The following is a 24440-nucleotide window of genomic DNA, read 5'->3' as shown; positions in this document are numbered from 1 at the left end:
TTGACGGGCAGGGTCAAGAGGGGTGAAAAACACCTTGATCAGAAAAACGCATAATTTTTCACAAGATGAAAAGCCATTCGCTGCACAGAAGGTGAACATGCCCAGCAATAAGTCAGAACCTGCACTCAGGATGGACACGACACTTGCCCATGCCGGGCGGCATTCGGCCGAGAATCACGGTTTCGTCAACCCGCCGGTCATCCACGCCTCGACAGTATTGTTTCCCGATACGGCCACGATGCTTTCGGGAAAACAGAGATATGTCTACGGGCGACGCGGCACGCCGACCACCGAAGCGCTGGAAGAGGCGATCACCGAGCTTGAAGGGGCTGCGGGCGCCCGCCTGGCGACTTCAGGATTGAACGCCATCTCGCTCGCACTGCTCTCCTGCCTCTCGGCCGGCGATCATGTGCTGATCGTCGACAGCGCCTACGGGCCGACGCGCCACTTCTGCGAAACCGTCCTGAAACGGATGAACATCGAGGTCGAATACTACGATCCCGCACTGCGGGCCGGCATCGCCGGCCTCTTCAAGGCGAACACGAAGGCTATCCTCACCGAGGCGCCCGGTTCGCTCTCCTTCGAAATGCAGGACATTCCGCAGATCGCGGACATCGCGCATGCCCGCGGCGCGCTTGTCCTCATGGACAATACCTGGGCGACACCGCTTTATTTTCCGGCAATCAGTCACGGCGTCGATCTCTCCATCCAGGCCGCAACGAAATACATCGTCGGCCACTCGGATGTGATGATCGGCACGGTAGCGGCAAGCGAACGGGCGATCGAAGGGCTGAAGACGACCCACGGCGCCATGGGCGTCCATGTGGGGCCGGACGACGTCTACCTCGCGTTGCGCGGCCTGCGCACTATGGGCGTACGCCTGCGCCAGCATATGGAAAGCGGCCTGACGATCGCCCGCTGGCTGGAGACGCACCCGCTCGTCGAGCGCGTCCGCCATCCCGCGCTTGAAAGCGATCCTGGCCATGCGATCTGGAAGCGCGACTTCAAGGGTGCCTGCGGCCTCTTCGCCTTCGACTTCAGGAAAGGCGTAACGATCGAGCAGTCGCATGCCTTCATCGACGCGCTGAAGCTTTTCGGCCTCGGCTATTCCTGGGGCGGCTTCGAAAGCCTCGTGATCCCGGTTCGCCTTGCCGGCATGCGCACGGCCTCGGCACTGCCGGAAGGCGGCCCGAGCGTACGGCTGCATATAGGTCTGGAAGACGTCGAGGACCTGCGCCGCGATATCGAGCAGGCCTTCGACGTCATATCGCGCTGAACGGGCTGCGCCGCGTCCGGTTTACAAGGCCGGATCGCGGCGTTTCTCGCGGAAGATCAGCCACAGGTTGCGGAAATAGATCAGCAGGCCGAGCCCCTGGCCGGCGATGAAGACGGGGTCCTGCTGGCGGATCGAATAGATCAGCAGCAGGCTGCCGCCGCCGAGCGAGAAGAACCAGAAGGCAATCGGCACGATCGACCTGCCGACCCGTTCGGAGGCGATCCACTGCACCACGAAGCGCATCATGAAAAGGAACTGGGCAGCAAAGCCCAGCACGACCCAACCATCGAAGCGTGCGACGAAGACATGGTTCAGCCAGGCGAACAACTGGTCCAGCATCTCTCAAGCCTCCCCGGCTTGCGCGCGATCGGCGATCGTCGCGACTTCCGGAACATGCTTCCGGCGGCGGCGCAGCCACCAGACGCCGAAAAGATCGAGCGCGCCGACCAGCGCCCGATCGAAGATGCCGTATTTCGACGAACCATGCCTGCGCTCGCGGTCAACGACATCCACATGCACCACTGCGTATCCCTCGCGCAGCACGAGCGCGGGCAGGAAGCGGTGCCAGCTGTCGAAATAGGGCAGTCTCAGGAAGACTTCGCGCCGAAGTGCCTTCAATCCGCAGCCGGAATCGCGCGTGTCGTCCTTTAGAAGCACCCCGCGCAGGCGATTGGCGAATTTAGAAGCCAGCCGTTTTGCGCCGCTTGCCTTGCGTCCGATCCGCTGACCGGCGGCGAGCGCGACACGCGGCCCGGCACGGTCGAGCGCATCGGCGAGCCCCGGAATATAGGCCGGGTCGTTCTGGCCGTCGCCGTCGATCGTCACGACGATGCGGCCGCGGGCCGACAGAAGTCCCGTGCGAACCGAACAGCTCTGTCCGCAGGAGCGGGCATGCCGCAAGGCCCGGAGCCAGGGGTGCTCAGCCGCATAGGCGCGCAGCGTCTCGTCGGTTCCGTCACGCGACCCGTCATCGACAACCACCACCTCGAAGCGTCGCTCTCCGAGTGCCGCCGCGATCTCGTCCAGCAGAGTCGGCAGGTTGTCCCGCTCGTCTCGAGCCGGGATGATGACGGTGATGTCCGGAGCCGGAGCCTGCTCCGCGTCCGCTATAGCGCGATCGATCATTCTTGATCACCGTTTTCGATTGTCTTCGATGATGAGTGGGAAGGCGAACCGCGATAGGCGCTGCGGTACCCCTGCACAGCCTGCCACAGCGCAACCGCGCAAGCTTTCGCCGAGAGCCTGCCGATCGTCGGCCTGAGCCTGTTGTCGGGCCCGAGTACGAAACCGATATGCCGTCGCGCCATCCATCGGGCGGTCGCGAGCGTGATGGTTATGCCAAGCAAGGTTCCCGCGATGACATCGCTGGGATAGTGCGCGCCGATCATGATGCGGCTGAAGGCTATCCAGAAAGCAGCGACGATCGTCAGCCATCGCCAGGTGGGAAACAGAAGCACCAGTGCCGTTGCGAGAGCCGCAATCGTGGTCGAGTGACCCGAAGGAAAACTCGTGAAATGGCTGTCGAAGTAGAACGGACGGAATTCCATCGGCCCGAACTCGGGAAACAGCTTCGGCCGCGCGCGCCCCAGCGACCATTTTATGGTGACGGCGATGATGCCGCTGACGGCGACGCTGGCGAAGATGAAAGCCGCGTAGGTCCAGGCGGCGATTACGGCGATACGTATCCGGTTCGCCAGCTTCTGCCAGTCGACGAGAAGCATTCCCAGGCAGAAGAGACCGCTCGACCAGAGGATCCAGTCCGCCCGGCCGAGATGCGTGAAGGACGCAAAGGCATCGCGATATTGTGCGGGCATGGAATGTATCCACGGATAGGTCGGAATATCGAGCGCGATGACGGCTATCCCGACAGTCAGAAGCAGGATCGCCAGCAGGTCCTGCGGCCGCTGCCCCGCTCTGGCGGCGGTCTTGACGGATCGTATCCGCTGCCGGCGCGTGCGAAGAATTGCCGCGATATTCCTGCCATTGCGCCGGGCAGTCGCCCAAAGCACAGCGACCTTTGCCTTCCATACCGGCAGCCAGGACGCATCGGCAGCCCCCTTCTCAATCACGCCCGGTTCCCTCCTTGAGATAGACGCCGATGTCGAGCTTCCTGCCGCCATTGATGTTCAGGCCTTGAACCCGCGCTGCTTCGCGAAGCCCAAGGCCGGCGGCGCTGGCCTCTTCCTTGAACCGGGGTTCCTGACGCATATCGATTACGGCGACACGACAGTCGGCGGGCGCCGCCTCGGCCAGAAACGTCGCCGCCCCCTCGGCGGTCGAAAGAAGCGTGCCCGTTCCCTGCAGAAATACATAGCTCGGCTCGCTGAAACCTGCGGTCGCGACCTCCGGATCGGTGCAGCCTGCTGTCTGGCGAACGGTCTCGGCAAGACGCGGGCTGATCCAGATCGGCGACAAGGAGGGCATGGTGAAGCCCCACGTTCCCGCGGCGATCAGCAGGCTGGCAAGAATCGCGGGACCTGTAGCGGCAAGCGGCTTGTCCCGTAGCAGGTACCTTACGGCAGCCAGCGAAAAGACGAGAGAGAGCAGCGCGATGACTGCCCCGGGAGGTGACGGCCATATACCGAGATGGACCGGAGCTGCGATGGCTGCGGCCGCAAGGACCGCGGCCGGCACGAAATACAGGACGCTGGCTGCCCAGCGCAGCGCCTTGCCGGCCGGTCGTCTGGTCTCCGCGCCGACGAGGGCAGCCGCGAGAATGGCGAGCGCCGGCAGGATCGGTAGGGTGTAATGCGGCAGCTTGGTCGCCACCAGTTCGAAGACGACCCAGGACGGCAGGGCCCAGCACAACGCAAAGAGGACGGGTGGCGACATCAGCCGCCCCTTGAGTTGGGTGAAGGCAAGAAGCAGGAAACCAGGCAGGGGCCAGAAGGTGCCGAGCATCGCAGCCAGATGGGTCAGCGGCGGAGCTCCGTGGCTTTCCTGGCCCGTGGCGAGCTTTCCGACAAAGTCCTTGCCGACCGCTTCCTGGAAGAATTGGCCGTCGGTTGCGATCCAGATCGCCACGAACCATGGGCTGACCAGCAGCAGCAGATACAGGATGCCCGGCAGCGGCGCGAGCGTCCGGATCCAGCCCAGCTTGCGCGTCGCGGCGCTCAGTGCGGCGATCGTAAGGCCGACGACCATGAGACCGACCGGTCCCTTGATCAGGATACTGGCGCTCAGGCTTGTCCAGAACAGGAACAGAATAGGCCAGGGTCGGCCGCGGGGCAGGTTGATTTCCTGCGCCTTCAGCCAGAGCCTCGCCAGGGCGCCTTGCGACGCGACGATGCAGGCGAGGAGCACGGCATCCGTCTTGGCGAGCCTTGCCTCGACCCCGAGAATGATGGCCAGGGCAGTGAACAGGCCGGCAAGCAGCGCTGCCGACGGTGGCAGGAAGGCTCGCGCCGCCCAGTAGGTCAGAATCACGGCGAGGACGGCCCCGACCTGCGACGGAAGCCGATAAACCCAGATCGGCGCGTCGGCACCCTTGCCGCTTGCCGCCACGGCCGCCGACTGCAGCCAGTAGATGCCGACCGGCTTCTTGTGGCGCGGTTCGTCCTGGAAGCGGATATCGACATAGTCGCCGCTCTCCACCATCTGCTTCGTGGCCTGGGCGAAACGAGGCTCGTCGCGATCGAGCGGCGGCACCTGAAAGACGCCCGGCACGATCATCGCAAGCGCCAGAGCCAACAGGATCACCGGCGCGAGAAGGCGCCGCCCCGCGATGCGCAACCACAGAGGCCGGCGGTCGGGTTCGGTCCGCAATCCAGCGCTGTTTTCGGCAATAGCCGATGACGGCACAGATCCGCTCATCTGCTGCAAGGTTCTCCCGGCATAAGGCACTTCGTTGGGGGCAACGCGCCACGAGCCTTCGCTGCGCTTCCTACATGACGCCGAAGGAAAGGGAAACCGCCATCAGGCAGTCGCCAAACAGTGGCGGCCTGATATAGATGTTCCTACGTATCTCGCCCGATGGACCGACGGAGCGCCGTATGACCTTGATCGCGCAGATCACCGATCTCCACATCCGGCCGCAAGGGGTCGCCTGCTACCGCGTCAGCGAAACGAACCTCCTGGCCGACCGTGCGGTCCGCGCGCTCAAGGCGCTCGATCCGGCTCCGGATGCCGTGGTGGTGACCGGCGACCTGACCGAGCGGAATGATCCGCGCGAATATCGCCTCGTCCGACGGCTTCTCAAGCGCCTGTCCTGCCCCGTTTACGTGATGCCCGGCAATCACGACCGGACGGACGCAATGCGCGAGCACCTCTCCGATTTCCCCCTGATTTCAAAAGGGTCGAAGGAGAAGGTGTATTATGCGGCGGAGGTCGGCGAGTTGCGGCTGATCGCACTTGACAGCTCCATTCCCGGCTTTGCCAACGGCGAACTTGGCAAAGAGCAGCTCGACTGGCTCGATACTGAGTTGGCGCAGCACCCAAGGCCTACGATGATCGCCGTCCATCATCCGCCCAAGGCGGTCGGAATCCGACACATGGACGACATAGCTCTCAGCGATGGCGCCGCCTTCGGAAAAGTGATCTCGAAATACCGCCATGTCGAACGGGTGATCTGCGGCCATGTCCACCGGCCGATCATTTCCGCCTTCGCCGGAACAGTCATGACGCTCTGTCCAGGAACGGCCCATCAGGTCGTCCTTGATCTCAACGACAGCGCGCCGGCCGAATTCGTGATGGAGCCGCCGGCCTACTTCCTCCATCACTTTACGCAGGAAGCCGGCATGGTCACGCATCTTGCCTATGTGGAGGCCTATCCCGGCCCTTTCCCGTTCTGGGCTGACGAAGGCGTGAGCTGGCCATGAGCGCGTCGGAACATCTGGAGGAGTCGTGCAGGATCAAAGCTTTATGGCGAAATACCCAGGCAGTCGCCGTGCCTTCCTGATCGCCGCATCGAGCCTGCCGCTCGCGCTGGCAGGTTGCGCCGGGTTTGGCTCCGGCAACTCCGCCGCCGAGATTTCGGACGTACCGGTGGACCGCGCCGATGCGCTTGCCAAGGTCAATGCCTATCGGGCGGCGAAGGGCCTGCATCCGCTTGCCGCCGACGCCCGTCTCGATGCGGCCTCAAGGGACATGGCCCACCTGATCGCCGAAAACGACAGCCTTTCGACCCGCCAGCACAGCGCCTCCGGCCTTGCCCGCCGCCTCGACGGGTCCGGCTACCGCAATTATGCGGGCGCCGAAAACCTGGGCGCCGGCTACAAGGACTTCGACGCGGCCTTCGCAGGCTGGAAGGGATCGAAGGACCATGACAAGAACCTCCTCAACCCATACGTGACCCGGGTCGGCATCGCCCGAACCAGACGGGCCGACGGAAAATGGCGCAACTTCTGGGTCATGATCCTGTCACGTCCCGAGGAAGACGGACGCCCGACATTGTGATTGCCGATCTCGTGACTGTTGCTGTCTCATCCTGTCTCATATCGTCGCGGCCCAACTGAGCGTCTGACCGGTCGCGCCGGTCCTCGGAACGGATCAGGAATTTCCGTCTGCCAAGTAATTTTTGCCCCTTTGTCCGTAAAATCATGCCATAGAGCGCAAACGTACCGAATTTCCTCAAGGTCCGAATCCGTTTTCGATGCGGCGATTTCTCTATATCAGCCCCTTCTTTCCGCCGAACCAGCGGGTTGGTGCGCTTGCTCCGCTGAAGATCGTCCGCCACCTGCCGGAATATGGCTGGGAGGCTGTCGTGCTGGCCGATCAGGCCCCGGATATCCCCGCCGACCCCCAGCTTGCCGGACTGATCCCGCCTCGAACGCCGGTCGATCGCGGCTATAGCGGTCGCGGACCGTTCTCGCCTTCCACGACAGCGGAGGCCCGGCGCGGCCAAAAGAAAAAGACAGGCCTGATCGACAGGATTTCTCGCTGGGCGGCGGAGCGGGACGTGCTGCCCATCGGCGACTACGGCGCCTATCGCAAGATCGCGCTTTCGGCGGCAAGGCGCCTGCTCGAAAAACATCCTTGCGATCTCATCGTCGCGCAGTCGACCCCGGTCGCAGCGCTCCTGGTCGGCCGCGAACTCGCGCTTGAGACCGGGTTGCCGCTGGTGAGCCTGTTCGCTGACCCATGGCGATGCTGCGAGTTGCGCAACCGCAAGCGCCTGCCGCATACGTGGATCGCGAATGCCTTCCACGAGCGGCGTGTGATCGATGCAAGCGCCCGGGCGATCCTGTATACCGAGCGCTGCCGCGACGACTACCGCGGACTCTATCCGCACCGGCCGCCGGAGACTTTCGTCTCCTTCCATAACGGCTTCGACCGTGACCTGCAGGCACACGACTGGGTCGGCTCGCTGCCGTCGCCGTCCCTGCTCTTCTTCGGCACCTTCGGCAACGTGATAAGGGCCGAGCCGCTGATCCGCCTGCTGGCCAGAGCCGCCCGAAGCGGAGGTCCGTCATCCGGGTTGCGGCTTTTCGTCACCCATTCGCCGTCGGAACGGGACATGGCGCTTGCCGCCGCGCTCGGCGTCGCCGAACGCATCACGATTATCGGCCACCAGCCCTATGCGGCCGCGCAGGCGATCCTCGAAAAGGCGGATGTGCTTGTGGAGGTCAATTCGACCGCCCAGCGCATCGTTGCCAAGACCTACGACTACCTGGCCTCGTCCAGGCCCATCCTTTCGGTCGGGCCCGAGCATCCCGAACTGGCACGCATATTCGCCGAGGCCGGCGCCGCCCTGCATGTCGGGCCGGACGAACTCGTCAAGGCTGTTTCCTTCCTCGACGATTGCCTGGCCGGCGCGATTCCGCCCCGCTCGCGGGTGGCATCGGAGAAATTTTCGTTCCGCGCGCAGGCCCAGGTGATCGCGGATGCCTTCGACGCCGCTGCCGCGCATGGCCGGACCGGATGACGAACCGCAAGCGGGCCTCCATGGCGGCCCTGACCGCATTGCTGTTTGCCGCGAGCCTGACCGCCGCCCTGATGCCGCTGCTTGTGGCGGACAACGTCCACATGCAGGACCTGCCGAACCACGCGGCTCGCGCTTTCATCCTGCTCAACCAGGACGATCCGCTGCTCGCTCGGCATTTCTATTTCGACTGGCGGCCTGAACCGAACCTCGGCTTCGAAGGCATCGTGCTCGCCTTCGGGCCATGGCTCGGCCATGCGGGCACGATCACGTTCACGGTCGCGCTGATGCTGCTGTTGCCCTGGAGCGGCACGATTGCCGTAAGCTGCGCGATCAACAGGAAGCTTACGCCGCTCGCCCTCCTCGCGACGCCCTTCGCCTTCAACGGTGCGGCGGCAATGGGTTTCGTCGGCTTCGAACTGGGACTTGGGCTGGCACTCTGGGCGATCGCCGGCTGGATCCTGCTTTCCCGCCAGCCACGATGGGCGCGGCTAGCCTACGGACTGATTGCTTCCTCGCTGCTTTACGCCGCCCATCTGATGGCATTCGGCATCTACGGGGTCTTCGTCGCCCTCTGGTCGCTCTCGCTGGCCGCCGAGGACGTCCGCGCGGCGGAACCGCAGATGCGCCTCTTCAGCGCAAGGGGGCTCGGCGCAGTCCTGCGGACATTCGCGGCGCGGGCCTGGAGCGACGGGCTGCAGGCCCTGCCCGCCGCAACCGTGTTCTTCCTCTATTCGGAATTTTCGCAGCCGCTTTCCACGGTAGGCCAGACGCCGAGCGAGATCGCCAATCCGCTCGGCAGATTGAAACTGGTCGGCCGCCTGGTCGATGCCGGTCCCGGAAGCTGGTGCCGCGCGCTGTCGTTCCTGTCCCTGGGTATCATCGCGCTCGGCGTGATCTTGCGGCGGATCAAGATCGACAGACGCATGATGGCACCCATCGCCGTTTTCCTCGTTTTGTTCCTGTTGGCACCGGGAAACTTCAACTCCACCGGCCATCTCGGCTGGCGCTTCATTCTACCCTTCGGCTTCCTGCTGGCAGCGTCCCTGCGTCCAGGCGAGAATGGCTCCTCGCTCACCGTGCCGGTTCTTGCCGCATTGTCCGTCGGCGTCAGCGTCATCGCCAATGCCGTGCTGATCTCCTCCTACAAGGACGGCGATGCGGGACTTCGCGACATTCATCGCATCCTGCCCCGGATCGCGGAAGGTTCGCGCGTCTATTTCGGCTTCGGCGATGTCGACAAGTCCTGGCTGCACAGCTATGCCGTCGGTCTCTATCACGCGCAAAGCCTGATCGTGACCGAGCGCCGGGGACTGGTGCAGACGCTTTTCACCTACAGGGGCCAGCAACCCCTGCGCCTGCGCGACGAAGCGATCCAGAATGCGCCAGGCAACTCGGTCGTCTTTCTTGCCGAATCCGCAAGGAACCTGAAGGCGGCCGGCATCGACCCGAAAGCGCATATCCTGGGCTTCGACTATCTGCTGACCTATGGCGAATTGACGAATGCGATCCGGCAGAACCTCCCGGGCGATGCGATGACCCAGATCGCCGAGGCCGGAGACTACCGCCTCTTCCAGTTGGTGACCCCGGAGAGGCCCGAAAACAATCTGAGGGTGTCGGAGAGGAGTACAGTCGGCAATTAAAAGCTCAACCCGACGCCATCAAATTCATATGCTCCACTTCAATATTCGGAAAATCGAAGCAATTTTGAAGCTACTGACGAGGAATCAACGAATATAATTATAAGTCCATAATAATATTAAATGGCTATCTGCGTTGATTGATGCAAAAAAGGAGGATGCTTTCCTCGTCGACTTCCGGTACCGCACCCAGACTTGCCGCGCTTCTGCCCCTGAGGATCCACGGGAACAGGGATTTGCACGAAGCCGAGCGAGCCCGCCACCTGCTTGACAGCCTTTCCCGGTACGCGGCCGAAGGGACGTTCGACGAATTTCTGATCGTCATGCGACCTGACGAAGTGGATGCCGGACGCGAGGCATTCGAAAATCGGACCGGCCTTAACGTCCGCATTGTCGATGAGACCGAACTCGTTCCGGAGATTGCCGGCGACGAAAAACTCAGCGGCTGGTCGAAGCAGCAGATCATCAAGCTCGCTGGCGCAGCACGGCTGGACGCCGATTTCGTCCTGACATTCGATGCCGACGTTCTCTGCGTCCATCCCCTCTCAAAGGATATCCTGCTTCCCGGCGGCAAGGCGCTTATCGATCCAAGCGCGACGCATCGACCCTGGTGGTGGAGTGCCTCCGCGAGAAAGCTCGGCGTCGGCAGACCCGGCAACGAGGAGACGATCGGCGTGACGCCCGTCCTGATGTCGACCGAGATCTGCCGGAGGGCGCTGGAGCGGCTTGCCACGCGGGCGCGAAACGCAGACTGGTACGAATATCTGGTAAGACCGCTCAGGCAGGGCGCGCCGCATGTCTATCTGCCGCGCCAGAGATACCTCTTCCGGTGGAGCGAATATACGCTCTATTTCCTGACGGCGCGGGAAGACGGCCTGCTTGATCGCTATCATGTACGCGCAGGCACGCCGGAGCGGCCGATGCACCTGCTATCCCGAAAATCCATATGGCATGCGACAGACCTCGACACCATGCGCGAGCGGTTGAGACACCCGGATCCGGACAGCCTCTTTCTCGTGGTGCAGTCGAACATGCTGCTGCCCTACGACGTCGTAAGAGAGGAACTGGCGGCCGCCGGACTGATCGAGCCGGCCAAGGGTGACTGAAAGGGCCTGAATTGTTCGCTGCTCAGCGATCCCGGCGGCCGCCAAGAAGATCCAGCGTTTCCTTGTAGAGATCCGACACCCGGCCCGCGACCCTGGCGTTCACCTTGAAATCCAACTCGGATTGCTTCAGTTCAACGAGCGCCGCCGTGGTGTCGCCGGCAAGCAGCCCCTGCGCCCCGGCCGGTACCGGCGCGCCGCCCTGCAGCGGTGCATTCGCCGAACCTCGCCCTGCCGCAGCGCCCAGACTTTCGCTTTGCGCAGCGCCGTTCGCGACCACGCGCTGCGCCGCCTTTTCGAAGCGGACAGAAGCGCCCTGCAAACCGCCAAGAGAGATACCGAGAGCCGACATGCGGCAAGTCTGCGCCGATCCCGTTAAGGCAGGCCTAATTCCTCCGGCAAAAATCTAACGAACCGGTATCCGGGAAGCAGGCCGGCGACGCCCATGCCGTCAAAGGAAGGCGGCAACGATCGCAAGCAGCACGCCGATGCCGGCGGCAAGAAGCAATCCGTCAAGGATCAGGTGAAACAGGAAATTATCGGGAAGCAGGCGCGCCGTGATGCGGTTCATGAAACGGCTCTTGCGGTAACGACGAAGCTCGTCAGGCGCAGGCTCGTAAACCGGACCTGCGAAGGGAAGCCTGGAGACGAGCTTCTCCAGGCCAATATAGTTTTTCCCCGGACAGTGCAGCACACACGGAAGGCTGTCGGTCACCACGTTGCGCAGGCGTCCGTCCTCGACCCTGTAATCCTGCTCCTCAAGACCGGTGCGCCCGGCAGTACAGGTGAAGATCTGCTGCTCGCAATCCAGAGCGATATCGGGGGAATGCGCCACGAGGTAGCGGTTGAGGACCGTCTGGTCGCTGTCGGTCGGCTTTATGCGAAGCTGCGAGAACAGCTCCAGCAAACGCCCCGCCTTGCCGACATAGGAGCCGGAATTCAGAAAGCGGTACGGTCCCTTCGCCTTGGGATATTTCAGCCAGGTGGGAAATCTCACACGCAAGCCGCCGTTGACGTTGCAATTCTGCTCCGTCGAGAAAAGAATTTCCCGCCCGAACGCTTTGAATTTACGCTCGATTTCCTCAACTCCCGCGAGGAAGACAACGTCATAGCCATCGACGAACATCACCGTCTCTTCGGGGTCCAGCCCGGCGAGATATTCGCAGATATAGTGCAGCTTGACGCCGTGATGCGGATAGGGCCGGCCCAGCCCGATGACTTCCAGGGGAATGGAATGATAGTCGCAGGATCGCTTGAGCCGATCGAGTTTCGGGCTCCCGACCGTGTCCACCGTTATGAATTTCAATATTTAAGGTCCGTATTCGATCAAGCAGGCGGAGCGGCGCGGATGCCGACTTTGCCGATATTCGCGGGCGCCATACTAGTCGTGCGATATTGCGGGTGCCAATCATATCCGCGGGAAAGGGCATATCCGCGGGAAAGGGCATATCCGCGGGAGGGCGCATATTCGCGCGTGGTCGGTCGGCGCCTCCGGTTCTTTTGACGCCGGAATGTCCGATTACCCGCTTTCAGGGCTGGAGCCGGCGTGGAAACGCCACCATATTGAGCGTCAGGGACCGACACGCCCCGCCCCCGCCCGCCAACATCTTCGAGCACACGACCGACCATGACGAAGCACGACAATCCGCTGCTGGCCGAATGGGCCACGCCCTTCGAAATGCCGCCCTTCGACCGGATCGAGGCCGGTCATTTCCGCGAGGCCTTCGATACGGCGCTCGACGAAGCCCGCCGCGATATCGATGCGATCGCGGACCAGGACGCAGCCCCAAGCTTCGACAACACGATCGGCGCGCTGGAAAAGAGCGGGCGCCTGCTGACGAAGGTCGGCGGCGTCTTCTTCAACCTGACCGGCTCCCATACCTCGCCTGCCCTGCAGGAGATCGAGCGTGAAATGGCGCCGCGTCTTGCCCGCCACCACAGCGAGACAATGCTGAACTCTAGCCTGTTTGCCCGCGTCGCCGACCTCTGGGAGAGGCGCGACAGCCTGGGCCTCACGGCAGAGCAGATGCGCGTGCTTGAGCGCTATCACACCGCCTTCCGCCGCGCCGGTGCTGGCCTTGACGACGAAGGCAAGGCGCGGATGGCGGCCATCTCGCAGCGGCTGGCGGAACTCGGTACCCGGTTTGCCCAGAACGTGCTGGCCGACGAGGCTGACTACGCGCTCTATCTGGAAAGTGAGGAGGACCTTGCCGGCCTGCCCGACTTCCTGCGCGCGGCAGCCGCCGCGGCTGCCCGCGAACGCGGCCATGACGGCAAATACGCCATCACCCTGTCGCGCTCCAGTATCGAGCCCTTCCTGCAATTCTCGACCCGCCGCGACCTGCGCGAGGAAGCTTTCCGCGCCTGGACGGCACGCGGCGAAAAGGGCGGGAATACGGACAATCGCGAGCTGATCGCCGAGACGCTGAAGCTGCGCGACGAGCGGGCGAAGCTGCTCGGCTACGAGCATTTCGCCGCCTTCAAGCTGGACGACACCATGGCGAAGACGCCAGCCGCGGTGCGCGAGTTGCTGGAACAAGTCTGGCAGCCGGCCGTGGTGCGCGCAAGGGAAGAGGCCGAGAAGCTGCGCGAGACGGCGCGCGCGGGCGGCGACAACACCGCCGTCGCCCCGTGGGACTGGCGCTACTATGCCGAAAAGCTCCGCAAGGCCGAGCACGATCTCGACGAGGCGGAACTGAAGCCCTACCTGCAGCTCGAAAAGATGATCGAGGCGGCTTTCGATACGGCAGGCCGCCTGTTCGGCCTGACCTTTGCCGAAAAGCGCGGACTGCCGGTCTATCACCCGGACGTGCGCGTCTTCGAGGTGACGGACGCTTCCGGCCGCCATGTCGGCCTGTTCCTCGCCGATTATTTCGCCCGCTCCTCCAAGCGCAGCGGCGCCTGGATGAGCGCCTTCCGCCGCCAGCACAAGCTGGATGGGGAGGTGCGGCCGATCATCGTCAACGTGATGAACTTCAACAAGGGCGCGGACGGCGAGCCGGCACTGCTGACCTTCGACGATGCGCGCACGCTGTTTCACGAATTCGGCCACGGTCTGCACGGGCTTCTGTCCGACGTGACCTACCCGACGATCTCTGGCACGTCCGTCGCCCGCGATTTCGTGGAACTGCCGTCGCAGCTCTACGAGCACTGGCTGTCGCAACCGGAGGTGCTGTCGCGCTATGCCGTCCACTACCGGACCGGCGAACCGATGCCCGAAGCGCTGCTCGACCGGCTGCTCGCCGCACGCAACTTCAACCAGGGCTTCGCGACGGTGGAATATCTCGCCTCCGCCCTCTACGACCTCGACGTCCACAGCCGCAGCGGCGGGATTGGCGACATCACCGAACTTGAGGCGGAAACGCTGACGCGCATCGGCATGCCGGAAGAGATCGTCATGCGCCACCGCCCGGCGCATTTCGCCCATGTATTTTCCGGCGATGGCTATTCGTCGGGCTATTACAGCTACATGTGGTCGGAAGTCATGGATGCCGACGCCTTCATGGCCTTTGAGGAAAAGGGCGACATCTTCGATCCCGAAACAGCGGCACGGCTGAAGGATTTCATCTATTCCGCCGGCGGCAGGGACGACCCGGCCGAAGCCTATCTGAAGTTCCGCGGCCGGATGCCGGATGCCGGTCCGCTGCTGAAAAAGCGCGGGCTGACTGCTGCATGATCGGTAGCCAAGCGGTCAACTATCGGTCGCTTGCCGGTCCTAAACGCTCAAATAACGGTCGCGGATGGTCGGGTCCGCCTTCAGCGCGGCGCTGTCGCCCGACCATACGACATGCCCCTTTTCGACCACCACATGGCGGTCGGCGAGGCTTTCCAGCGCATCGACATTCTTGTCGATGACGAGGATCGACTGCCCCTCTCCCTTGAGCCGGCCGAGGCAGGCCCAGATCTCGGCACGGATCAGGGGCGCAAGTCCCTCCGTCGCCTCGTCGAGGATCAGGAGCTTCGGATTGGTCATCAGCGCACGGCCGATGGCAAGCATCTGCTGCTCGCCGCCGGAAAGCTGGTTGCCCATGTTCTTCCGCCGTTCCTTCAGCCGCGGAAAGAACTCGTAGACCCGCTCCAGCGACCATGCGGGCGCGGCCTTGAAGCGGTTGGCGGCGGTGGCGACGAGGTTTTCCTCCACGGTGAGCGTGGGGAAGATCTGCCGCCCTTCCGGCACCAGACCGATGCCGGCCTTGGCAATCCGGTACGGCGGGGCGGCGGTCAGGTCCTCGCCGAGGAAATGCACCGTGCCGGCGCTCGACGAAACCAGCCCCATGATGGCGCGGATCGTCGTCGTCTTGCCCATGCCGTTGCGGCCCATCAGCGTGACGACCTCGCCGCTCTCGACGGAAAGCGCCATGCCGAAGAGCACCTGCGCCTCGCCGTAGGAGGCTTCGAGACCGGCGACTTCAAGCAGCGCGCTCATGCCGCTTCCTCGCCAAGGTAGGCCTCGCGCACGCGCGCGTCGTTGCGGATTTCCTCCGGTGTGCCGGTGGCGATGATCGCGCCGTAGACGAGCACGGATATGCGGTCGGCCAGGGCGAAGACCGCGCTCATGTCATGCTCGACCAGAAGCATGGCATAGCGGCCCTTGAGCGAGGACAGCACCTCGACCAGGCGGTCGGTCTCCTCGCGCCCCGTACCGGCCATCGGCTCGTCGAGGAGCAGGAGCTTGGGAGCGGTGGCGAGCGCAATCGCCAGTTCCAGCGACCGTTTCTCGCCATGGGACAGGACGCCGGCCGGAATGTCGGCACGCGAGGCCAGCGACAGGTCGGCCAGCACCCTGCCCGCCGCCTCGTTCAGCGCCTCGTCCTTCGCCACGTCGCGGAAGAAGCGAAACGAATGGCCCTGATGCGCCTGCAACGCCAGCGCCACGTTCTGGCGGGCGGTGAAATCCGGCAGGATGGTGGTGATCTGGAAGGAGCGGGCGAGACCCGCCCGCGCGCGGGCATGCATGGGAAGATGCGTGACACCCCGCCCTTCGAACAGGATGCGGCCGGCATCCGGCTGGAGCGAGCCGGAGATCTGGCCGATCAGGGTCGTCTTGCCGGCACCGTTCGGCCCGATGACGGCGTGGATCTCCCCGGGGCGCACGTCGAGCGATACCCTGTCGGTGACAAGCAGCGCGCCGTAGCTCTTTTCCAGGGCTTCAAGGCGGAGGATCGAATCAGCCATCGCGCTTTCCTCCCGTAATCAGGCCGAGCAGGCCGCCGCGCCCGTAAAGCACGACGAGGATGAGGAAGGGGCCGAAGATCAGCCGCCAGTTCTCGGTCACGTGCGACAGCACCTCCTCCAGCACGAGATAGCCGCTGGCGCCGAGGATCGCGCCGGAGAAGGAGCCGAGACCGCCGAGCACGACCATGAAGATGAGTTCGCCCGAGCGGTGCCACGACATATAGGCGGGCGAAACGAACTCCGCCGCATTGGCGAGCAGCGCCCCGGCGACGCCGGCGATCATGCCGGCAATGACATAGGCCGCAAGGCGATAGGCGTAAGGGTCGATGCCGATCGCCTGCAGCCGCATTTCGCTCTGCCTCGCGCCCTGCAGCACCCGGCCGAAGCGGGAGTTGACCATGGTGCGGCATAGCCACCAGACGGCGACGAGGACCGCGAAGACCACGTAGTAGAAGGTCATGCGGTCCGACAGCATCGAGGAGCCGAAGATCTCGGTGCGGCCCCACATGGTGAGCCCGTCGTCGCCGCCATAGGCCGACAGCGAGGTGGCGGTGTAATAGGCCATCTGCCCGAAGGCGAGCGTGATCATGATGAAATAGACGCCGCGCGTCTTCAGGCTGATCGCGCCCGTCACCAGGGCGAACAGCCCGCAGACGACAAGCGTCGCCGGCAGGCTGACATAGAATTCCCAGACGCCGTTTTCCGCCAGTATGCCGACCGTATAGGCGCCAAGCCCGATATAGGCGGCGTGGCCGAAACTGACCATGGCGCCGAAACCGAGGATCAGCGCCAGACTGACCGCCGCGATGGCGAAGATCATCACCCGGATGGCGAAGAAGACGATGAAAGTATCGTCGATCAACCCCGCCAGCACCGGCAGCAGGCCGAAGGCGGCAAGGATCAGGCCGGGCACGAGGCGGGCGCGAAACAGGGATGCGGTAGCATTTTCCATCAGTGCCGCCCTTCCTCAGCCTGCCCTGGCGGGAAAGAGCCCGCTGGGACGGAAGAACAGCACGGCCGCCATCAGGATGTAGATCAGCATGGAGGCAATCGCCGGCCCGACGTCATTGGCGGCGGCCGGGGGTAGCACGAGGCGGGCGATATCGGTCGCAGCGGAGCGGCCGATCGTGTCGACGAGGCCGATAATGAGGGCGGCGAGGAAAGCGCCGCGGATCGAGCCGATGCCGCCGATGACGATCACGACGAAGGCGAGGATCAACAGGTTGTCGCCCATGCCGGGTTCGACGGCGAGGATGGGGGCGGCCATGATGCCGGCGAAACCGGCGAGCATCGCGCCGAAGCCGAAGACCACCATGAAGAGGCGGCGGATATTGACGCCAAGCGCCGAGACCATGGGCGCGTTGGTGGCCCCTGCCCTGACCAGCATGCCGACGCGGGTATGGGTGACGAGCACATAAAGAAGAGCCGCGATCAGGAGGCCGGCGACGATGAGGGCGATGCGGTAGACGGGATAGAGCAGGCCGTCGCTGATCGGGATCGAGCCGGACAGGAGATCGGGAACCGGCAGGCTGAGCGGCGAGGATCCCCAGATCACCTTCACCGCCTCGCCGAGAAACAGGATGACGCCGAAGGTCGCCAGCACCTGGTCGAGATGATCCCGGTCATAGAGGTGGCGGAAGACGACGAGTTCGAGCGCAAGCCCGACGACCAGCGAACCGGCAAGCGCCAGCAGCATCGCCGTCCAGAAGCTGCCGGTCACGCCATAGGCGGCCACCGCCAGATAGGCGCCGAGCATGTATTGCACGCCGTGGGCAAGATTGATGAAATCCATCACGCCGAAGACAAGCGTCAGGCCGGCGGCGATCAGGAAAAGCAGAATGCCGAGCTGCAGCCCGTTCAGCGTCTGAACGGCAAGCAAGGTGGCGCTCACGAGACTTCGCCCCTTAGATCCGGTTTTCGAGAGGTCGTGTTCAGGCCAGCCCGGCAGCGCGTCAGGCGCGAGGCACCGGCCGGAAGGCCGGGAGAACCGTGGTTCCCCCGGCCTTCCCGCGAATTATTTCAGCGTGCATTCCGCCGCATAGGCGTCGCCCTGGTCGTCGAAGACCTTCTCGACCACCTTGACGATATACTTGCCGTCGTCGCGCTTGGCGCCTTCGACGACATAGAAGTCCTGCACCGGGAAGTGGTTGGTGTTGAACTTGAAGTCGCCGCGCACGCTTTCGAACGGCGCTTCCCTGAGGGCGGCAATCAGCGCCTGCTTGTCGTCCTTGCCGCCGGCCTTCTTCAGCGCGCCGTCGATCAGGCGGGCCGCGTCATAGCCCTGCGACGCGTAGAGCGAAGGAGCGTAGCCGTATTCCTTTTCGAAAGCCGCGACGAAGGCCTTGTTGGCCGGGTTGTCGAGCGTGGAGGACCACTGCGAGCCGGACTTGAGGCCGACCGCGGTGTCCTGCGTCGCCGGCAGCGTCGTCTCATCGACGGTGAAGGCCGACAGGAACGGCACCTTGTCGGACAGGCCGGCCTGCGAGAACTGCTTGACGAGGTTCACGCCCATGCCGCCCGGCATGAAGGTGAAGATCGCGTCCGGCTTGGCATCGGCGATGCGGGCGATCTCGGCGGAAAAATCGAGCTGGCCGAGCTTGGTGTAGATCTCGTCCACCACCTCGCCGCCGTAGTAGCGCTTGAAGCCGGAAATGGAGTCCTTGCCGGCCTGGTAGTTCGGCGCCATCACGACGACGCGCTTGTAGCCCTGGTCCTGGGCGTATTTGCCCATCACCTCGTGGTTCTGGTCGTTCTGCCAGGAGGTGGAGAAGAAATAGGGCGAGCAGGCCTTGCCGGCGATCGGCGACGGACCGGCATTGGCGCTGACCATGATCGTCTCCGACTGGATGATCGGCTTGTAGACCGACATCATCACGTTGGAGAAGACGACGCCGGCCATGATATCGACCTTGTCGCGCTCCAGCAGGCCCTGAACCTTGGTGAGGGCCGCATCCGGCTTCAGCTCGTCGTCGACGATCAGCACTTCCGTGTCGAGCCCGCCAAGCTTGCCGCCGGCTTCCTTCACGCCGAGCAGAAAGCCGTCGCGCATATGCTCGCCAAGGGCGGCGGGCGGGCCGGACAGCGTGGCCATGAACCCGACCTTCAGGCCCTCGGCCTGGGCCGCGAGGCCAGACATTCCGAGCGCGGCGGCCGCAACCGCCACTTTCAGTGCACGCTTCATATTGCCAGTCTCCCCTCAAGTCGGCGTGGGAAAATCCGCACACCTGCCCGTTCTGTCGCGGGCAAGACATTGATCCTGGAGCGATTTCCTGTCACGAAGCGATCCCGCTTTCGTGGAAAGCGCTCAAGCGCGGCGGACACCACACGGAGGATAGTTTAAGCCTAAAATATTTCCCGTGTGAAGCCCCGCAGCACTTTCGGGGGCGAGTAAACCACGCCTTGCCCGGCATTTGAACGCCGTTTTCAGACAATTCACGCATGCATGGACGCCGGTAACCAATTGATCCGGCTTGGCTTGCATGGCTTGAGGCGTGCGAGGATCATGTGGACGCTGGGTGAACTGGAAAAGAACGCTCCCGGTAACCGGATTGCATGGAAGTCGGTGCAAGACTGCATGAGCGCAGCACGACGAGGCGGGCCGAGGACATGAGCGAGACAACACGATCTGCGTGGCGAGCCATTCTGCTTGGCCCCCTTGCCGCATTGCTGCTTGCATCGGCTGTTTGCGCAGCGCGCGCCGACGGCATAGACGCCGGCCGGCCGACGGGCGATCCGGCAGCCTGCGAGGAGCAGGCGATCGCCTATGCCGATGCCGGCCCCTCGCCCTCCGAACTTGCCGAAAGCGCCGCCAGGGGCGGTATCGAAGGTGCGGTCTATGGCGGATTTACCGGGCGCGGCAGATGGGACCCGCGCAATGCCGAAAAGGAGGCCCGCGCCGGCGGCGCGCTCGGCGTCTTCGACACACTGAACAACGACGACTGGCAGAAGCGCTACGACGCCGCCTATGAAGCCTGCCTGGCCGGACGCCCGCTCGCCACCGATGGCGCGGGCATCGACTGCCCCTCGACGGCAACGGTTACGAGCGGCGCGCCCTCCGGCTCAAGCCGGGGCAAATACAGCGCGTCGTCCCGCCTGCCGGGAGAGTGCCGGTAATCCTGAGGCGAGCGACCGACGAACGGTGGCGAATGAACGCTCATCTCGCTCGCAGATCGGAAACCTGATCGCCGCGGATTTCCCGCAGCAGCTTGCGCTTCATCGCCCGCGCGTAATCGCCGTAATTCTCGGCCACCTCAAGGAAGGCATCGGGCCCGCGAAGGACCTCCGCGCGGTAATAATCCTCAGCTCCCGCTTCCGCGCTCTTGATGACCAGGCCGTTGATCGTCACGCCATCGAAGTCGAACTCGCGGTAGGCGGCCCGTGGCGGGAAGCCTTCGTTGTTCACCCCGTCGCCAGAAACATCGATGACCCTGCGCGCGCAGGTCTGCGGGGCGTTGCGCATCTGAACGGAGGCAAAGCCGAGGGCGAAGCCCATCGCGGTCGGGAATTCGAAATGCTGCCGCGGCACTTCTGCGAAGCGGGCCGACACGGCATCGATTGCATCGTGGTTGTCGAGAAACGTCCAGTCGACATGCACGATCTGCTGATTGCGCCCGCTCCATTCGAAGGCGCTCAGCCAGATGCCGCCAAGCGACAGGATCGCATGGCGTACGTCGCTGTCGTCCAGAGCGCTGGCCAGACCCATGCTCTGCAATGCGTGCTCCTCCGCATCCACACTGGCGGACGCATCGAGCGCCAATGTCAGCGCTAGCCGACAGGACTGAGCGGCGGCCGGACCGCCATGACCCAGCAGTGCAGCAGACAGGGCGATCGCGACGGCTTTCCTTGTCGAATAGGTCATGGCACCCGATCGAGGTTCGGCACGGCAGCGCAACGGGCCGCGCGAGGGACACTTCGTGAAAGGATAACCCGGCACCGGGAGCGCACAAAGGCGTTGAAACCCCGCACCATGCCGTTTAGGTGATCAGGTGACCATGCGACAGATGCGGGCTTTCCAGAATGACGGCAATGCGAGACGAGATCAGCGCCTTTTTGAAGACCTTCCAGCCGAGGGTCGCCGGGAGGAATGGCAGCTATTATCTCGAGATCGACCGGTTCGCGACGATCCCCTGGCATCCGCCGATGAAGGGCCGCCTCTTTCAGAACAAGCCGAACACCGAGCTGTACGAGGAAACGACGACAGGTCTCGTCGCCTTCCTGCTGGACCACTTCGATATCCGCACGTTCTTCGACGCAGGTGCCGCCAGCGGATATTTCTCCCGCCTGTGCCTGACCTATCTGCCGCGCGCGATCGACGTCCATGCCTTCGAGATGCAGCCGTCGCTGACGCCCAAGCTGGATGCGATAATGGCGGAATGGGCGAAGGACGGGCGCAGCGGCAAGGCCTACTGCGCCGGCCTCTCCGACAGCGACAGGGGCACGTCGCACGTCTGGTATTCGGTGACCAAGCTCTACGAGACGAAGCCGGAGGAAAACGACTATCGCGACTCCGTCTGGCGGCGCATCAAGTTCGCCCTGAAAGGCCGCAGGAACCGGGACGAACTGAAGGAAGCCGACATCGAGATCACCTCGATCGACGCTTTCTCAAAGCGCGAGAACGTGGTGCCGGACCTCATCAAGATCGACGTGGACGGCCATGAAGGCCCCGTGCTGAAGGGCGGCCGCGAAACTTTCGCCACGCATTTCCCCTTCGTGGTGCTGGAACTGCACAAGGACAGGATGCTGGCGAAAACGGGCATGAACCGGCGCGACGCGGTGAAAGTGCTGTTCGACGCCGGCTATCAGGCGCTCTTCGTCAACGATCACCACGACCTGGAGACGACGCTCAGCGACGTCGGCGAAGGCGACGCGGCCTTCGACAGGCAGAAGACCGACCAGTTCCTATTCTGGCACCCGAAGACCCTGGAAAGGCTCGGGCGCCGGAACTGAGGTCGATCAGCGCGGCGCCATGCGGATGGCGCCGTCGAGGCGGATCGTCTCGCCGTTCAGCATCGGGTTTTCGCAGATCGCCTGCACCAGCTGGGCATATTCCTCCGCCTTGCCGAGGCGCGAGGGGAACGGCACCTGCTGGCCGAGCGAAGCCTGCACCTCTTCCGGCAGCCCGAGCAGCATCGGCGTTTCGAACAGGCCCGGCGCGATGGTCATGACGCGAATGCCGGACTTCGCCAGATCGCGCGCGACCGGCAGCGTCATCGCCGCGACGCCGCCCTTCGACGCCGAATAGGCCACCTGACCGATCTGGCCGTCGAAGGCGGCGACCGACGCGGTGGAGACGATCACGCCACGCTCGCCATCCGCCGTCACCGGCTCAAGTTCCGCCATGGCAGTGGACGAATGGGCGATGCAGCGGAACGTTCCGACCAGATTGACGGCAACCACCTTCTCGAACATGTCGAGGCGATGCGGCTGGCCGCGCGAGGTGGTCCTGGCGGCGGGCGCGATGCCGGCGCAGTTGACCAGAATGCGCTCCACGCCATGGCGGGCCCGCGCCGCTTCAAGCCCCTTGACGACGCTTTCCTCGCTGGAGACGTCGACGGCAATGAACAGCCCGCCGATGTCGCGGGCAACGGCCTCGCCCTTCTCCACGCTCATATCGAAAATCGTGACCCTGACGCCGGCTGCGGCAAGTCGCCTGGCAGTCGCCTCGCCAAGGCCCGATGCGCCGCCCGTGACGACGGCCGCAATCTGATCGCCAAGCTTCATGACCATTTCCTCCGAATTTCTTTTCACGCATTCGTGTGACTGCTTGGCGCCACTGCGTCAAGTTCCCGTCACGCGATAACCACCAGATCCACCGGATGGGAAATGCCGGCGATCTCTGCACCCGGACGGACCTCGCAGTCCCTGCGTTCATAACCCTGGGCACGGGCGCGCTCATAGCTATCCGAATCGGTGAGCGCCCGCGTCGCCTGCACCTTGTTCGCGTCTTCCAGCTTGGCGGCCAAATTGACCGCGTTTCCGATCACCGTGAATTCCAGCCGGTCGCGGGCGCCGACGACACCGACCGTGACCCCGCCGCAGGCCACCGCCGTTCCGACGCTCAGCCGCTTCGGCCAGCCAAGCATGTTGAAGGCGGCGGCCTCCTTGTCCATCGCCGCCACGATCGCCTCGGCTGCCCGCATCGCGTCGGCGGCGTAATGCTCGCTCGGCCTGACCGCGCCGAATGTCGCCAGGATGCCGTCGCCCAGGAACTTGTCGACGCGGCCGTTATGCTGCTCGATCACCGGCAGCACGGCCGCCTGATATCGGGCGAGAACCCGCATCACCACTTCCGGCGCCAGGGTTTCGGCGGTGGAGGTGAAGGAGCGCAGGTCGACGAGCAGGATCGCGGCGTTGCGTGTCTCGCCCTGCCCGGCCATCACCGTCTCGTCGGCGCCGGTAATGGAGGTGGCGACCTCCGGGGCGAAGAAGCGCTTCAAATCCTCGGCCGCCGCGTGGTCCTGGATCGAATCGAACAGGATCTGCCTGCCTCGATAGAGCGCGAGCGACAGGATCGCCGTCACGCCGAGAATGACGATCGTCTTGTCGAGTTCCGCACCGATCAGGATCGCATTGGAGGTCAGGTATTCGATGTAGTTCCGCGTGATGTGCATGCGGCCCATGTCGCCGACCAGCGCATAGGCGACAAGCACCAGCCATCCGCCGACGGCGATCAGCCCGGTGGTCAGGACGAAGCGCGGGTCGAAACGCAGCGCCCTCAGGCTGATGAAGATGAAGACATACATCAGCGTCGGCGCCTTCAGATAGAAAGCCGGATGCTGCTGGTACTGGATGTGGAAGGAAAAGATCAGCCCGCACAAAAGCGCCACGTCGACGACGATCGAGACGATCAGGTACCACTGCGGCAGCACGATGCGGTAGGACAGCACGACACGCAGCACGGTGAACAGGAAATAGGCGGCGAGCGTGATCGGCACGAAATTGAAGCCGCCGCTGCCTTCCGCGCGCGGCGCGATCGAATAGAGCGTGGCGAAGAAGACGACGACGCCAAGCTGCACCCAGCCGATGAGCCGCTCGGCCGCCGCCTCCCGCTCGGCGATCTCGTTGCGCACGCGCGCCGGAATGCCATCGGCGGTGGGTCCGCCACGGGCAATATAGCGAAACGCCGTCTTCAGACGGCCGTCCTTCTTCTGCAATTGAGGCATGCCCGCCGTGTCCATTCCGTTCGCCCCCTCTTTCAGGCGCTGTTGCGGGTGTCATGGCCAGCCGCGACCGGCAGCCATGGCAGGCAAATAACAAAGGACCAAAAAACAGCCAGATGCCAGGCAACGGGCCAGGCAGATATCAAATCAGTCCAATCGGGAAAAAGATGAGCCTTATTCGGCAAATCACAAGCGGCGTCAGGTTGCCGTCACGCCATATTGAGATGC

General features: G+C 63.9%; 23 protein-coding genes. 9 read left to right on the top strand and 14 right to left on the bottom strand.

Going from position 1 to position 24440, the window contains the following annotated elements; all coding sequences use genetic code 11:
- Positions 1 to 97 precede the first annotated feature (97 nt).
- Positions 98 to 1276, top strand: coding sequence for a cystathionine beta-lyase (gene metC, locus H2509_RS04725; protein ID WP_182162828.1), 1179 nt, complete (start codon positions 98 to 100; stop codon positions 1274 to 1276).
- A gap of 21 nt (positions 1277 to 1297) precedes the next feature.
- Here metC and H2509_RS04720 read toward each other — a convergent pair whose 3' ends face one another.
- From H2509_RS04720 to H2509_RS04705, 4 genes are read right to left on the bottom strand one after another with little or no spacing between them, the layout of a single operon-like run.
- The gene (locus H2509_RS04720; protein ID WP_182162826.1) at positions 1298 to 1615 is read right to left on the bottom strand and encodes a lipid-A-disaccharide synthase N-terminal domain-containing protein; all 318 of its coding nucleotides are present in this window, start codon (positions 1613 to 1615) and stop codon (positions 1298 to 1300) included.
- Between the two features lie 3 nt (positions 1616 to 1618).
- Positions 1619 to 2401, bottom strand: coding sequence for a glycosyltransferase family 2 protein (locus tag H2509_RS04715; protein WP_182162824.1), 783 nt, complete (start codon positions 2399 to 2401; stop codon positions 1619 to 1621).
- A complete protein-coding gene (locus H2509_RS04710) occupies positions 2398 to 3345 on the bottom strand; it encodes a phosphatase PAP2 family protein (RefSeq protein ID WP_209001799.1) in 948 nt (315 codons plus the stop codon). Before H2509_RS04710 ends, H2509_RS04715 begins: the two co-directional genes overlap by 4 nt.
- Positions 3338 to 5089, bottom strand: coding sequence for an ArnT family glycosyltransferase (locus H2509_RS04705; RefSeq protein WP_182162820.1), 1752 nt, complete (start codon positions 5087 to 5089; stop codon positions 3338 to 3340). Before H2509_RS04705 ends, H2509_RS04710 begins: the two co-directional genes overlap by 8 nt.
- Positions 5090 to 5268: 179 nt before the next feature.
- Here H2509_RS04705 and H2509_RS04700 point away from each other — a divergent pair, with 179 nt between their 5' ends.
- From H2509_RS04700 to H2509_RS04680, 5 genes are all read left to right on the top strand, one after another.
- On the top strand, positions 5269 to 6093 hold the full coding sequence (locus H2509_RS04700) for a phosphodiesterase (RefSeq protein ID WP_182162818.1): 825 nt from the start codon (positions 5269 to 5271) through the stop codon (positions 6091 to 6093).
- Between the two features lie 43 nt (positions 6094 to 6136).
- Positions 6137 to 6670, top strand: coding sequence for a CAP domain-containing protein (locus H2509_RS04695; RefSeq protein WP_182162816.1), 534 nt, complete (start codon positions 6137 to 6139; stop codon positions 6668 to 6670).
- Positions 6671 to 6866: 196 nt separating this feature from the next.
- A complete protein-coding gene (locus H2509_RS04690; RefSeq protein WP_182162814.1) occupies positions 6867 to 8138 on the top strand; it encodes a glycosyltransferase family protein in 1272 nt (423 codons plus the stop codon).
- Positions 8135 to 9778: a hypothetical protein gene (locus H2509_RS04685; protein WP_182162812.1), complete on the top strand. Its 1644-nt coding sequence runs from the start codon at positions 8135 to 8137 to the stop codon at positions 9776 to 9778. The genes H2509_RS04690 and H2509_RS04685 overlap by 4 nt, the downstream gene beginning before the upstream one ends.
- A 140-nt stretch (positions 9779 to 9918) precedes the next feature.
- A complete protein-coding gene (locus tag H2509_RS04680) occupies positions 9919 to 10881 on the top strand; it encodes a DUF6492 family protein (protein WP_328804980.1) in 963 nt (320 codons plus the stop codon).
- Between the two features lie 22 nt (positions 10882 to 10903).
- Here the strand turns inward: H2509_RS04680 and H2509_RS04675 are convergent, their stop codons facing one another.
- Positions 10904 to 11230, bottom strand: a complete 327-nt coding sequence (locus H2509_RS04675) for a hypothetical protein (protein WP_182162808.1) — start codon at positions 11228 to 11230, stop codon at positions 10904 to 10906.
- Between the two features lie 99 nt (positions 11231 to 11329).
- A complete protein-coding gene (locus H2509_RS04670; protein ID WP_182162806.1) occupies positions 11330 to 12184 on the bottom strand; it encodes a glycosyltransferase domain-containing protein in 855 nt (284 codons plus the stop codon).
- Between the two features lie 321 nt (positions 12185 to 12505).
- Here H2509_RS04670 and H2509_RS04665 point away from each other — a divergent pair, with 321 nt between their 5' ends.
- The gene (locus H2509_RS04665; protein ID WP_182162804.1) at positions 12506 to 14554 is read left to right on the top strand and encodes a M3 family metallopeptidase; all 2049 of its coding nucleotides are present in this window, start codon (positions 12506 to 12508) and stop codon (positions 14552 to 14554) included.
- Positions 14555 to 14593: 39 nt separating this feature from the next.
- Here the strand turns inward: H2509_RS04665 and H2509_RS04660 are convergent, their stop codons facing one another.
- From H2509_RS04660 to H2509_RS04640, 5 genes are all read right to left on the bottom strand, one after another.
- Positions 14594 to 15304 (bottom strand): ABC transporter ATP-binding protein, encoded by a 711-nt coding sequence (locus tag H2509_RS04660; RefSeq protein WP_182162802.1) that lies wholly within the window; start codon positions 15302 to 15304, stop codon positions 14594 to 14596.
- Entirely contained in the window at positions 15301 to 16053 is a 753-nt protein-coding gene (locus H2509_RS04655; protein WP_182162800.1) for an ABC transporter ATP-binding protein, read from the bottom strand. Before H2509_RS04655 ends, H2509_RS04660 begins: the two co-directional genes overlap by 4 nt.
- Entirely contained in the window at positions 16046 to 17005 is a 960-nt protein-coding gene (locus H2509_RS04650) for a branched-chain amino acid ABC transporter permease (RefSeq protein ID WP_182162798.1), read from the bottom strand. Before H2509_RS04650 ends, H2509_RS04655 begins: the two co-directional genes overlap by 8 nt.
- 15 nt (positions 17006 to 17020) lie before the next feature.
- Positions 17021 to 17944, bottom strand: coding sequence for a branched-chain amino acid ABC transporter permease (locus H2509_RS04645; RefSeq protein ID WP_182162796.1), 924 nt, complete (start codon positions 17942 to 17944; stop codon positions 17021 to 17023).
- Positions 17945 to 18067: 123 nt separating this feature from the next.
- Positions 18068 to 19234: an ABC transporter substrate-binding protein gene (locus tag H2509_RS04640; RefSeq protein ID WP_182162794.1), complete on the bottom strand. Its 1167-nt coding sequence runs from the start codon at positions 19232 to 19234 to the stop codon at positions 18068 to 18070.
- 425 nt (positions 19235 to 19659) lie between these two features.
- On the opposite strand from H2509_RS04640, the gene H2509_RS04635 reads away from it, so the two are divergent.
- On the top strand, positions 19660 to 20166 hold the full coding sequence (locus H2509_RS04635) for a hypothetical protein (RefSeq protein ID WP_182162792.1): 507 nt from the start codon (positions 19660 to 19662) through the stop codon (positions 20164 to 20166).
- 40 nt (positions 20167 to 20206) lie between these two features.
- On the opposite strand, the gene H2509_RS04630 is transcribed toward H2509_RS04635, so the two are convergent.
- Positions 20207 to 20911: a DUF1194 domain-containing protein gene (locus H2509_RS04630; protein ID WP_182162790.1), complete on the bottom strand. Its 705-nt coding sequence runs from the start codon at positions 20909 to 20911 to the stop codon at positions 20207 to 20209.
- Positions 20912 to 21069: 158 nt separating this feature from the next.
- Between H2509_RS04630 and H2509_RS04625 the strand changes: the two genes are divergently transcribed.
- Positions 21070 to 21999: an FkbM family methyltransferase gene (locus H2509_RS04625; protein ID WP_182162788.1), complete on the top strand. Its 930-nt coding sequence runs from the start codon at positions 21070 to 21072 to the stop codon at positions 21997 to 21999.
- 6 nt (positions 22000 to 22005) lie between these two features.
- Here the strand turns inward: H2509_RS04625 and H2509_RS04620 are convergent, their stop codons facing one another.
- Positions 22006 to 22773 carry an SDR family NAD(P)-dependent oxidoreductase gene (locus tag H2509_RS04620; protein WP_182162786.1) on the bottom strand — a complete coding sequence of 256 codons (768 nt, stop codon included), beginning with the start codon at positions 22771 to 22773 and terminating at the stop codon, positions 22006 to 22008.
- Between the two features lie 68 nt (positions 22774 to 22841).
- Positions 22842 to 24230: an adenylate/guanylate cyclase domain-containing protein gene (locus H2509_RS04615; RefSeq protein ID WP_209001798.1), complete on the bottom strand. Its 1389-nt coding sequence runs from the start codon at positions 24228 to 24230 to the stop codon at positions 22842 to 22844.
- Positions 24231 to 24440: the final 210 nt, after the last annotated feature.

The organism is Stappia albiluteola (assembly GCF_014050225.1).
GTDB lineage: Bacteria > Pseudomonadota > Alphaproteobacteria > Rhizobiales > Stappiaceae > Hongsoonwoonella > Hongsoonwoonella albiluteola.
The sequence above is the reverse complement of the archived record's forward strand: the minus strand, read 5'-3'. Positions and strand labels throughout refer to the sequence as shown.

Excerpts from the sequence above, each read along its gene's own strand:
- H2509_RS04715 (WP_182162824.1), bottom strand. The coding sequence starts at position 2,401 with ATGATCGATCGCGCTATAGCGGACGCGGAGCAGGCTCCGGCTCCGGAC.
- H2509_RS04720 (WP_182162826.1), bottom strand. The coding sequence starts at position 1,615 with ATGCTGGACCAGTTGTTCGCCTGGCTGAACCATGTCTTCGTCGCACGC.
- H2509_RS04705 (WP_182162820.1), bottom strand. The coding sequence starts at position 5,089 with ATGAGCGGATCTGTGCCGTCATCGGCTATTGCCGAAAACAGCGCTGGA.
- H2509_RS04660 (WP_182162802.1), bottom strand. The coding sequence starts at position 15,304 with ATGAGCGCGCTGCTTGAAGTCGCCGGTCTCGAAGCCTCCTACGGCGAG.
- H2509_RS04635 (WP_182162792.1), top strand. The coding sequence starts at position 19,660 with ATGAGCGAGACAACACGATCTGCGTGGCGAGCCATTCTGCTTGGCCCC.
- H2509_RS04650 (WP_182162798.1), bottom strand. The coding sequence starts at position 17,005 with ATGGAAAATGCTACCGCATCCCTGTTTCGCGCCCGCCTCGTGCCCGGC.
- H2509_RS04665 (WP_182162804.1), top strand. The coding sequence starts at position 12,506 with ATGACGAAGCACGACAATCCGCTGCTGGCCGAATGGGCCACGCCCTTC.
- H2509_RS04620 (WP_182162786.1), bottom strand. The coding sequence starts at position 22,773 with ATGAAGCTTGGCGATCAGATTGCGGCCGTCGTCACGGGCGGCGCATCG.
- metC (WP_182162828.1), top strand. The coding sequence starts at position 98 with ATGCCCAGCAATAAGTCAGAACCTGCACTCAGGATGGACACGACACTT.
- H2509_RS04690 (WP_182162814.1), top strand. The coding sequence starts at position 6,867 with ATGCGGCGATTTCTCTATATCAGCCCCTTCTTTCCGCCGAACCAGCGG.
- H2509_RS04640 (WP_182162794.1), bottom strand. The coding sequence starts at position 19,234 with ATGAAGCGTGCACTGAAAGTGGCGGTTGCGGCCGCCGCGCTCGGAATG.
- H2509_RS04680 (WP_328804980.1), top strand. The coding sequence starts at position 9,919 with ATGCAAAAAAGGAGGATGCTTTCCTCGTCGACTTCCGGTACCGCACCC.
- H2509_RS04695 (WP_182162816.1), top strand. The coding sequence starts at position 6,137 with ATGGCGAAATACCCAGGCAGTCGCCGTGCCTTCCTGATCGCCGCATCG.
- H2509_RS04615 (WP_209001798.1), bottom strand. The coding sequence starts at position 24,230 with ATGGACACGGCGGGCATGCCTCAATTGCAGAAGAAGGACGGCCGTCTG.
- H2509_RS04630 (WP_182162790.1), bottom strand. The coding sequence starts at position 20,911 with ATGACCTATTCGACAAGGAAAGCCGTCGCGATCGCCCTGTCTGCTGCA.
- H2509_RS04675 (WP_182162808.1), bottom strand. The coding sequence starts at position 11,230 with ATGTCGGCTCTCGGTATCTCTCTTGGCGGTTTGCAGGGCGCTTCTGTC.
- H2509_RS04655 (WP_182162800.1), bottom strand. The coding sequence starts at position 16,053 with ATGGCTGATTCGATCCTCCGCCTTGAAGCCCTGGAAAAGAGCTACGGC.
- H2509_RS04700 (WP_182162818.1), top strand. The coding sequence starts at position 5,269 with ATGACCTTGATCGCGCAGATCACCGATCTCCACATCCGGCCGCAAGGG.
- H2509_RS04625 (WP_182162788.1), top strand. The coding sequence starts at position 21,070 with ATGACGGCAATGCGAGACGAGATCAGCGCCTTTTTGAAGACCTTCCAG.
- H2509_RS04685 (WP_182162812.1), top strand. The coding sequence starts at position 8,135 with ATGACGAACCGCAAGCGGGCCTCCATGGCGGCCCTGACCGCATTGCTG.